Here is an 8,002-nt window from a genome sequence, read left to right on the forward strand (position 1 = left end):
CCATCGGGCTCACCAGCGCAAGGACACGCCATGGACGACACAGCCCGCCGCCACAATGAGAAGATGAAGCGCATCAAGGCCGCGCGCGACAAGATGATGGAAACCAAGACCGAGGAACGCGGTCTGATCATGGTCCATACCGGCGATGGCAAGGGCAAATCCTCGTCCGGGTTCGGCATGATCATGCGTTGCATCGCGCATGGCATCCCCTGTTCGGTGGTGCAGTTCATCAAGGGCGGCTGGGACACGGGCGAAAAGAAGTTTCTGCGCGAACGTCACGCCAAGGAATGCCGCTTCTTCGTGTCGGGTGAGGGTTTCACCTGGGAAACGCAGGACCGCGACCGCGACGTGGCCGCGGCGCAAAACGGCTGGCGCATTGCGCAAGAACAAATCCTCGACCCCGAGATCGGCTTTGTGCTGCTGGACGAGATCAATATCGCGTTGCGCTATGATTATCTTGATATCGACGAGGTTGTGGCGTTCCTGCAAACCCGCAAGCCACCCATGACCCATGTCTGCCTGACGGGACGCAGCGCGAAACCCGAGTTGATCGAGGCGGCCGACCTTGTCACCGAGATGAGCCTGCGCAAACACCCGTTCAAGGATGGCGTGAAAGCCCAGAAGGGCATCGAGTTCTGATGCCTTGCAGGGGGGCTTTGCCCCCGACGCGCTGGCGCGCGCCTCCCCCAGGATATTTGTGCAAGGATGAAAAGGCTTTGTTTACCCTTTTGGGCCAATATGAGGATGCGGAACAGGGAGGGATCCCGATGACCGCCAAGGGTGAAAGCACCGCGTCCTCCCCGGCCCGCCGGCCCAGGGCGCGGTGCCGCCCCGGCCCGCTTCATTCTTGTTTAAATATCCCCGTCGGAGGCGTATGTCAGCCGCCCCGTGTTCCCGGTCGGGGGCGGCGATGACGGCCCTGATGATCCAAGGCACCGGCAGCAATGTCGGCAAATCGCTTCTGGTGGCGGGACTGTGCCGCGCGGCGCGGCGCAGGGGGGTGTCCGTAGCACCTTTCAAGCCGCAGAATATGTCGAACAACGCCGCCGTGACCGCCGATGGCGGAGAGATCGGGCGCGCGCAGGCGCTTCAGGCGCGCGCGGCGGGGGTCGAACCGATGGTCGACATGAACCCGGTTCTGCTTAAGCCCGAAAGCGACACCGGCGCACAGGTGATCGTGCAGGGCCGCCGCCTGACCAGCACGCAGGCGCGTGACTATGCCGCGCTGAAACCGCGCCTGATGGGCCATGTTCTGGACAGTTTCCAGAGGTTGAGCGCGGCACATGATCTTGTGTTGGTCGAAGGGGCGGGAAGCCCTGCGGAAGTGAATCTGCGCGCCAATGATATTGCCAATATGGGGTTTGCGCGTGCCGCCAATGTGCCGGTGGTGCTGGCGGGCGATATTGATCGTGGCGGCGTGATCGCGCAGATCATCGGTACGCAAGCGGTTCTGGACCCTGCTGATGCCGCGCAGATCGCGGGTTTCGTGATCAACCGGTTTCGCGGCGACCCGCGCTTGTTTGATGATGGCTACGCCCTAATAGCAGCGCGCACAGGCTGGCGCGGGTTCGGCGTCTGCCCGTGGTTTGCCGATGCGTGGAAACTGCCCGCAGAGGATGCTTTGGACCTGTCGGCCCCGGACCGCATGGCGGGATTGTATGTCGTGTGCCTGAGCCTGTCGCGGATCGCGAATTTCGATGATCTGGACCCGCTGGCGCAAGAGCCGGGCGTCCGGCTGACCATGCTTGGCCCCGGCCGCGCAATCCCCGGCGATGCCGATCTGGTCATCCTGCCCGGCACAAAATCCGCCCGCGCGGACCTTGGGTTCTTGCGTGCGCAAGGCTGGGATGTGGACCTGATCGCGCATCATCGGCGCGGCGGGCATGTGCTGGGCATTTGTGGCGGCTACCAGATGCTGGGGCGGTCCGTGGCCGACCCGGAGGGCGTAGAGGGCACGCCCGGCAGCACACCCGCCCTTGGGTTGCTGGAGATCGACACCGTGATGAGCCCGGACAAACGCCTGAGCCGCGTGCAGGGCCAGCATGTAGCCAGCGGCCAGCCGCTGGAGGGGTATGAGATTCACCTGGGCCAGAGCGAAGGCGCGGATCGTGCCCGCCCGTTTGCCCGTATCGGCGGTGTCGATGAAGGCGCTGTCAGCGCCGATGGGCGTGTTGCGGGCACTTATCTGCACGGCATGTTCGCGGGTGATTCGTTTCGCGCCGCATGGCTGGCCGGGTTTGGCGTAGCTGGTTCGGGTGCGATCTACGCGGATGAGGTCGACAAGACGCTCGACGCGCTGGCCGATCATATGGAAGCCACGCTGGACATAGACGGGATGCTGGCTGTCGCGCGTTGAACCCTTTTTTGTGTGTCAACCTCGCCCAACCTGCGCCCTGCGCCGGATATCGCCGGGCGTGGACGCGAGTTTACGGCGGCACAGATCGGCCAGATTGGCGCCGCTGGAAAACCCCGTGGAATAGGCAATAGATGTGATCGAAGCCCGCGTGTTGCGCAGCATCCAGACCGCCGCGCGCAGCTTGGTGTCGATGATGTAGTCTTTGGGCGGGCAGCCCACATGCATGCGAAACAGCCGCAGGAAATGGCGTTCGCTAAGCCCCAGCATCCGCGCGAGCGTGGCAATTTCCGGCGGTTGGCCCGATTGCGCATCAAGGATTACCAGCGCCCGCTGAATGCGCGGGTCGTCTATGCTGGAATGGTCCGTCTGGGTTGCGGTATAAACAGGGCCGTCGCTGGACGGAAGCGTCATCTGGTGTTCGACCTTGGCCGCCCGATCTGGCCCAAGATGATGCGTTATCAACTGGCGCATGAGCGGTAGAATCGACACGCCCCCCAACGCGGTCGAGACCCCGCCCGCACGGTGAAAATCTCGGTTCGGCACAAAACGGTGGCCGGGATAGGCGGCCTCGAAATCCTCGCGGTGATATGGGTGTATGCAGACCGGTTTGCCATCCAGCAGCCCAAGACCGGCCAATACAAAGCTACCCGTGCACACACCACAGACCGGAACACCGGCGCGATAGGCCGCCGTGATATAGGCGGAATGCGGTTTCGGCGCGGTGTCCAGATCGCGCAACAGCCCGCCAATGACAAACAGATGGTCGAAGTTCCGGGGCGAAACATAGTCCGCCGTGGCGGAAACCGGCACCCCGCAACTGGACCGGGCCGTCGCAAGGGCGCTGCCGATCACGTCCCAACGGGCATAGCGTGGGCTGGAATTGTCGCCATGATCGCCCGCGTGCCGCAGGCTTTCGACAAGCCCCGCGAAAGACATGAGCGGGAAACTGGGCCAGAGCAGGATTCCAATGGATAGCGCATCACCCGACTGCGTGGCACCCGCTGCCCGATTGTTGGTCGTCGCTTGGTCCGTTGCGCCCGATTCCATAGCGTCCTTTACAGAAATGTCTGATTTCAGATGAAAATGGCGGATACACGAAAGACAGCACTTCGGCAACTGCCGCACGTTTTTGTTATCGGCCTGTGATGGGTCGGAAAATCCGGCGTCTGACCGGAGCATCCAACAGCGGGCCTGCGCGGTTCCGCGAAGACAGGGAGCGTTTACATGAAGACTTTTACTTTGCGCCGCCATCTATTGCTGTCCGCAGCGGCTTTGGCGCTTGGGGCAGGTGCGGCTCAGGCACAGGATTGCCCGATCAAGATCGGGGCGCTGGCGCCCCTGTCCGCACCCGGCACGGTCGTCGGTGGCGAGGCGATGCGCGACGCGATGATGATCGCGCAAGACGACCTGAACGCCGCGGGCGGCGTGTTGGGGTGCGACATAGAAGTTGTGCTCGGTGACAGCGAAGGGTTGCCCGAACGCGCCGTGGCCGTCATGGAGCGTCTGATCACCCAAGACGGTGTTGTCGCCGTGGGTGGCGGGTATCACAGCTCTGTCGGTGTGGCGTCCAAGGACGTGGCCGATGCGCGTGGCATTCCGGTGGTTTTTGCCGAAACTTGGAACGACACCATCACCGGTGACAAGCAGAAGTACATTTTCCGCATCGCGCCGCTATCGTCCTGGACATCGAACGTGATCTGGCAGTTCGCGCTGACCCTTCCCGGTATCGAGAAAGTCGTCATCCTGACCGAAAACACCGATTACGGCATTCCCGCCAGCCAGGAAACCGCACGCGGTCTGGAAGAGAATGGCGTTGCCAGCACGATCTTCTCGGTGGATATCGGCACGCAGGATTACGCAGGCATTGTCGAGCGGATCAAGGCCGAAGACCCTGACATGATCATCACCTTGGTGACGGGTGAAGCGGCGTTCAACTTCACCCAGCAGGCCGCCGATGCAGGCATTGGCCCGTTGGACCTGCCATTCCAGACCGGTCAGGACGCGCTCGAATCGGGCACTTACTGGACCAATGTGCCGGACGGGCAATATGCTTTTGTGCAGCGCATCGGGGTTCCCGAAAGCCAGTTCACCGAAAAGGGCAAGGCTTTCGCCGCTGTCTACAAGGAAAAGACCGGCAAATCCGACGTCGAAAGCTATGCGATGGAAGCCTACGACTCGATTGCCATTCTGGCGCAGGCCATTGAAGAGGCCGGTAGCACCGATGGCGACGCGATCGTGACCGCGCTGGAGAACATCAGCCACGAGGGCACCTTGGGTCGTATCTATTTCGACTACGGTCTGAAGCGCGATCCGTCCGAGGACGAAAAAGGCGATGAATGGTGGCACCAGTGGCCCGACCCTGCGATCACCATCATCCAGTTTCAGGAAGAAGGTCAGGCCTCCAGCGAGGCGGCGATCGTCTACCCTGAAGCCTACAAGACCGCCGATCCTGTCTGGGTGAACGACTAACCACGCAAACGGGCGCGGGCAGGGGCGTTTGCCTGCCCGCGCCACCGTGACGGCATAGGCTTTGGGCGATGCACCCGAAGCGGAACGGGGGACCATCCGTGCAGACACCTGAAATCTTCTGGGGCGTCATCTTGTGGATGATCGTCTGGGGCGTGCTGGGCAGCGTTCTGCTGCGGCGGCGCTATTTCGCGCGCGATCTGGACACGTCGAATGTGAATTTCGCCGGCGCCATGGCCGGCGCGGCGCTTGGCCCCGTGGGTGTTGCCGTGCTTTGGGCACGCACGCCGAAACTGTCGGGGCGGGTCACGACCTTTCTGGGCCTGACCGCCGTGGTGCTGATCGCGGCAGCGTTTTCGTTCGCAGACCCGGAAAACAACTGCGTGGCCAATGGTGCGTTCCGGGCCAGCCAGTTCACCAATGGTCTGATCATCGGGATCATTTACGGGTTCATGGCGCTTGGTCTGACCCTGATCTTCTCGATCCTTGGTGTCGTCAGCTTTGCCCATGGCGAGTTTTACATGATCGGCGGAATGCTGGTCTATTACATCACCGTTGTGTGGTTTCCCGGCCTAAACCCTTTGATGGGGGTCATGGGCGCGTGTTGTCTGGCCTTCTGCATCGGCGCGCTGTTCGAGCGTGCGATGCTGACCCCGATGTATAGCGGCAAGATTGACCGGCCCGTCGAATACGGGATTCTGGCCACGTTCGGGCTGGCCTTTACCTTGCAATACTTGGTGCAGGCCTTGCACGGGGCGAGCCCCGTCAAGGTCCGCCGCTACATAGATTTTCCGCGTTGGGAGTTTCCCGCAGGGGCCGAGGCGCCGCTGATCGAAACCCGCCGTGGCAACCTGACCCTGTTCGACACGGTGTCAATTTCCAACCCGCGTTTCATAGCTGCTGTCACCTGTATCCTTGTGCTGCTGGCGCTGTTGTTCTTGTTGCACCGCACATGGACCGGGCGCGCCCTGCGCGCCGTCAGTCAGGACCGCGAGGCGGCGGCGATTGCAGGCATCGACCCGAACCGCATGAACATGCTGGCCTTTGCCTTGGGCGGCATGATCGCGGCGCTGGCCGGTGCGCTGCTGGTGCAAGCCTTCTCATGGCTGCCTCAGGTGGGCGCAATTCCTGCCATGCGGTCCTTCGTGATCGTTGTCTTGGGCGGGCTTGGGTCTTTGCCCGGCGCCTTCGTCGGCGGGATTCTGGTCGGACTGGTCGAAGCAGCGGGCACCGGCTGCATACCCGACGCGCAAAAAGCGGCCAGCTATATCCCGGCGTACGGCATGATTGTGCTGACACTGACATTGCTCTTGCGCCCCACGGGGCTGTTTGGACGGCGGTTCGCATCGGGCGCACACGGGCAGGGGGGCTGACATGAAACAGGTTCCCAACATCGCCGGGCTGCTTCTGGTGGCGTTTTTCGCGGCCTTTCCGCTGGTCTATACCGGCGCGAATTACGACTATGTCATGCATGTGCTGATCACCGGGTTCTTCTACGCGATCCTCGCCTCTAGCTGGTCGATGCTGGCGGGGTATGCGGGGCAGTTCAGCTTCGGGCACATGGCCTTTATGGGCATCGGGGCCTATGGCACCGCCCTGTTCTGCCACTATTTCTACATAACCGAAGCGCCCACCGGCATCTGCACCGAATTCGGGTTTTTCGGCAACTGGCTGGTCATCAAGAACGCCATCGGTGTGACCTCTACCACGCTGACACAGGATTGCTTGCAACAGGCCATCGCGGGCTGGGGCGATACCGTGCGCGTCTGGCGTATGCCAGTGCTGCTGGGGATTGTCCTTGGCACGCTGGCGGGCGGCTTTGCAGGGCTGCTGGTGGGCCTCTTGGTGCTGCGCCTGCGCGCGGCGTATCTGGCACTGTTTACGCTGGGGTTCTCTGAAATCATCAAGGCCATCATCTCTGCCGAAATCGACATCACGCGCGGGCAGGCGGGGATGGTGTTGCCCGCCCTGTTTGAAAACGGCGTGACGGTATTCGGAACAGAATATTCCGCCACGGACAAAGTGCCGCCCTATTACATCATGTTCGCGTTGTTGCTGGCCTGCCTTGCGCTTCTGACATGGCTGTCACGGTCGCGCTTCGGTCTGTTCGTGCGCGCGCTGCGCGAGGACGCGGACGCCGCCGCGGCCCTAGGCGTGAACACCACCCGCTACAAGGTGATCGTGTTCACCATCACCACAGCCATGGCGGCGGCTGCGGGTGCCGTGCAGGCGCATTACGTCCAGATCATCACGCCCAACATGTTGTTCCTGCTGCAAATGTCGCTGGTGGTGGCCATGGCCGTGATTGGCGGGGTGGAAAATTTCGTGGCCGCCGCGATTGGCGCGATCTTCCTGCAGATCATGCTCGAATTATTGCGCACCTCTTTCAGCATTGGCGGGATAGAGGTGGATATGACGGTCTGGCGGCTGGTCTTCTTCGGGGTCTTGCTGATGCTGGTGCTGCGCTTTGCCCGAAACGGGCTGATCGCGCCCCTGATAGAGTATTTCGGCCGCGCCGGTGTTGCAGAGGAAACCATCGCCAAGCGCAAGGCCGGACAGGAGGCGCAGTCATGATCCAGTTGAAAGTGACCAATCTGGAAAAGCGTTTCGGCGGCAACCATGTGCTGCAAGGCGTGAACCTGGAGGTGAACGGCCCCGAACTGATCGGTGTGCTTGGCCCGAATGGCGCGGGCAAGACCACGCTGACCAACATTCTGGACGGGGCGATCAAGCCCACATCCGGCACGGTCTATCTGAACGGCCAGCGCATTGACCAGCTTGCCCCCTACGAGGTGGCGCGCGCGGGGCTTGGCCGCACCTTTCAGGTTACGCGCAGTTTCCGGCGCATGACGGTTCTGGAAAACCTGTATGTGCCTGCGCTGGCGATGGGCCACATGTCGCAAGGGGCGGCACTGACCGAGAAAGCGATGGAGGTGCTGGAATTCCTGACCCTCGACCATCTGCGTAATGAATACGCGCGGGCATTGTCGGGCGGGCAGCAAAAGCTGCTGGAATTGGGGCGGCTCTTGATGCTGAACCCCGATGTCATCATCCTAGTGTTCTGAGTCTGACACTTCCTACCTGTTTCCGCGAATTTCATCGAGCGCGTTCAGAGCGCGGCGTTCCCGGGTGAGGATGTCCTCGGCGGTTTTGGTCCATTTGAAGGGTTTGGGCTTGTCG

At 62.0% G+C, this 8,002-nt stretch carries 7 protein-coding genes; 6 read left to right on the forward strand and 1 reads right to left on the reverse strand.

From position 1 onward, the window contains the following. Positions 1 to 30 precede the first annotated feature (30 nt). Together cobO and ROE7235_RS03420 are read left to right on the forward strand one after the other, a co-directional pair. On the forward strand, positions 31 to 639 hold the full coding sequence (gene cobO, locus ROE7235_RS03415) for a cob(I)yrinic acid a,c-diamide adenosyltransferase (RefSeq protein ID WP_121093256.1): 609 nt from the start codon (positions 31 to 33) through the stop codon (positions 637 to 639). Between the two features lie 271 nt (positions 640 to 910). Next, positions 911 to 2,356 (forward strand): cobyric acid synthase, encoded by a 1,446-nt coding sequence (locus ROE7235_RS03420; RefSeq protein ID WP_121093257.1) that lies wholly within the window; start codon positions 911 to 913, stop codon positions 2,354 to 2,356. 15 nt (positions 2,357 to 2,371) lie between these two features. Here ROE7235_RS03420 and ROE7235_RS03425 read toward each other — a convergent pair whose 3' ends face one another. Further along, positions 2,372 to 3,403 carry a GlxA family transcriptional regulator gene (locus ROE7235_RS03425; protein ID WP_183073304.1) on the reverse strand — a complete coding sequence of 344 codons (1,032 nt, stop codon included), beginning with the start codon at positions 3,401 to 3,403 and terminating at the stop codon, positions 2,372 to 2,374. 177 nt (positions 3,404 to 3,580) lie between these two features. On the opposite strand from ROE7235_RS03425, the gene ROE7235_RS03430 reads away from it, so the two are divergent. The 4 genes from ROE7235_RS03430 to ROE7235_RS03445 all read left to right on the forward strand — a co-directional run bounded on the left by ROE7235_RS03430 (position 3,581) and on the right by ROE7235_RS03445 (position 7,887). Continuing rightward, complete coding sequence (locus tag ROE7235_RS03430) at positions 3,581 to 4,825, forward strand: ABC transporter substrate-binding protein (RefSeq protein WP_121093259.1); 1,245 nt, start codon at positions 3,581 to 3,583, stop codon at positions 4,823 to 4,825. Positions 4,826 to 4,923: 98 nt separating this feature from the next. After that, the gene (locus ROE7235_RS03435) at positions 4,924 to 6,195 is read left to right on the forward strand and encodes a branched-chain amino acid ABC transporter permease (RefSeq protein ID WP_121093260.1); all 1,272 of its coding nucleotides are present in this window, start codon (positions 4,924 to 4,926) and stop codon (positions 6,193 to 6,195) included. Between the two features lies 1 nt (position 6,196). Further along, positions 6,197 to 7,396: a branched-chain amino acid ABC transporter permease gene (locus ROE7235_RS03440; RefSeq protein ID WP_121093261.1), complete on the forward strand. Its 1,200-nt coding sequence runs from the start codon at positions 6,197 to 6,199 to the stop codon at positions 7,394 to 7,396. Beyond that, a complete protein-coding gene (locus ROE7235_RS03445) occupies positions 7,393 to 7,887 on the forward strand; it encodes an ATP-binding cassette domain-containing protein (protein ID WP_245963866.1) in 495 nt (164 codons plus the stop codon). The genes ROE7235_RS03440 and ROE7235_RS03445 overlap by 4 nt, the downstream gene beginning before the upstream one ends. Positions 7,888 to 8,002 lie beyond the last annotated feature (115 nt).

It is taken from the genome of Roseinatronobacter ekhonensis, assembly GCF_900499075.1.
Classification (GTDB): domain Bacteria; phylum Pseudomonadota; class Alphaproteobacteria; order Rhodobacterales; family Rhodobacteraceae; genus Roseinatronobacter; species Roseinatronobacter ekhonensis.

What these genes read in the sequence shown, in the direction of transcription:
- ROE7235_RS03440 (WP_121093261.1), top strand. Translation starts at nt 6,197, where the DNA reads ATGAAACAGGTTCCCAACATCGCCGGGCTGCTTCTGGTGGCGTTTTTC.
- ROE7235_RS03430 (WP_121093259.1), top strand. Translation starts at nt 3,581, where the DNA reads ATGAAGACTTTTACTTTGCGCCGCCATCTATTGCTGTCCGCAGCGGCT.
- ROE7235_RS03420 (WP_121093257.1), top strand. Translation starts at nt 911, where the DNA reads ATGACGGCCCTGATGATCCAAGGCACCGGCAGCAATGTCGGCAAATCG.
- ROE7235_RS03445 (WP_245963866.1), top strand. Translation starts at nt 7,393, where the DNA reads ATGATCCAGTTGAAAGTGACCAATCTGGAAAAGCGTTTCGGCGGCAAC.
- cobO (WP_121093256.1), top strand. Translation starts at nt 31, where the DNA reads ATGGACGACACAGCCCGCCGCCACAATGAGAAGATGAAGCGCATCAAG.
- ROE7235_RS03425 (WP_183073304.1), bottom strand. Translation starts at nt 3,403, where the DNA reads ATGGAATCGGGCGCAACGGACCAAGCGACGACCAACAATCGGGCAGCG.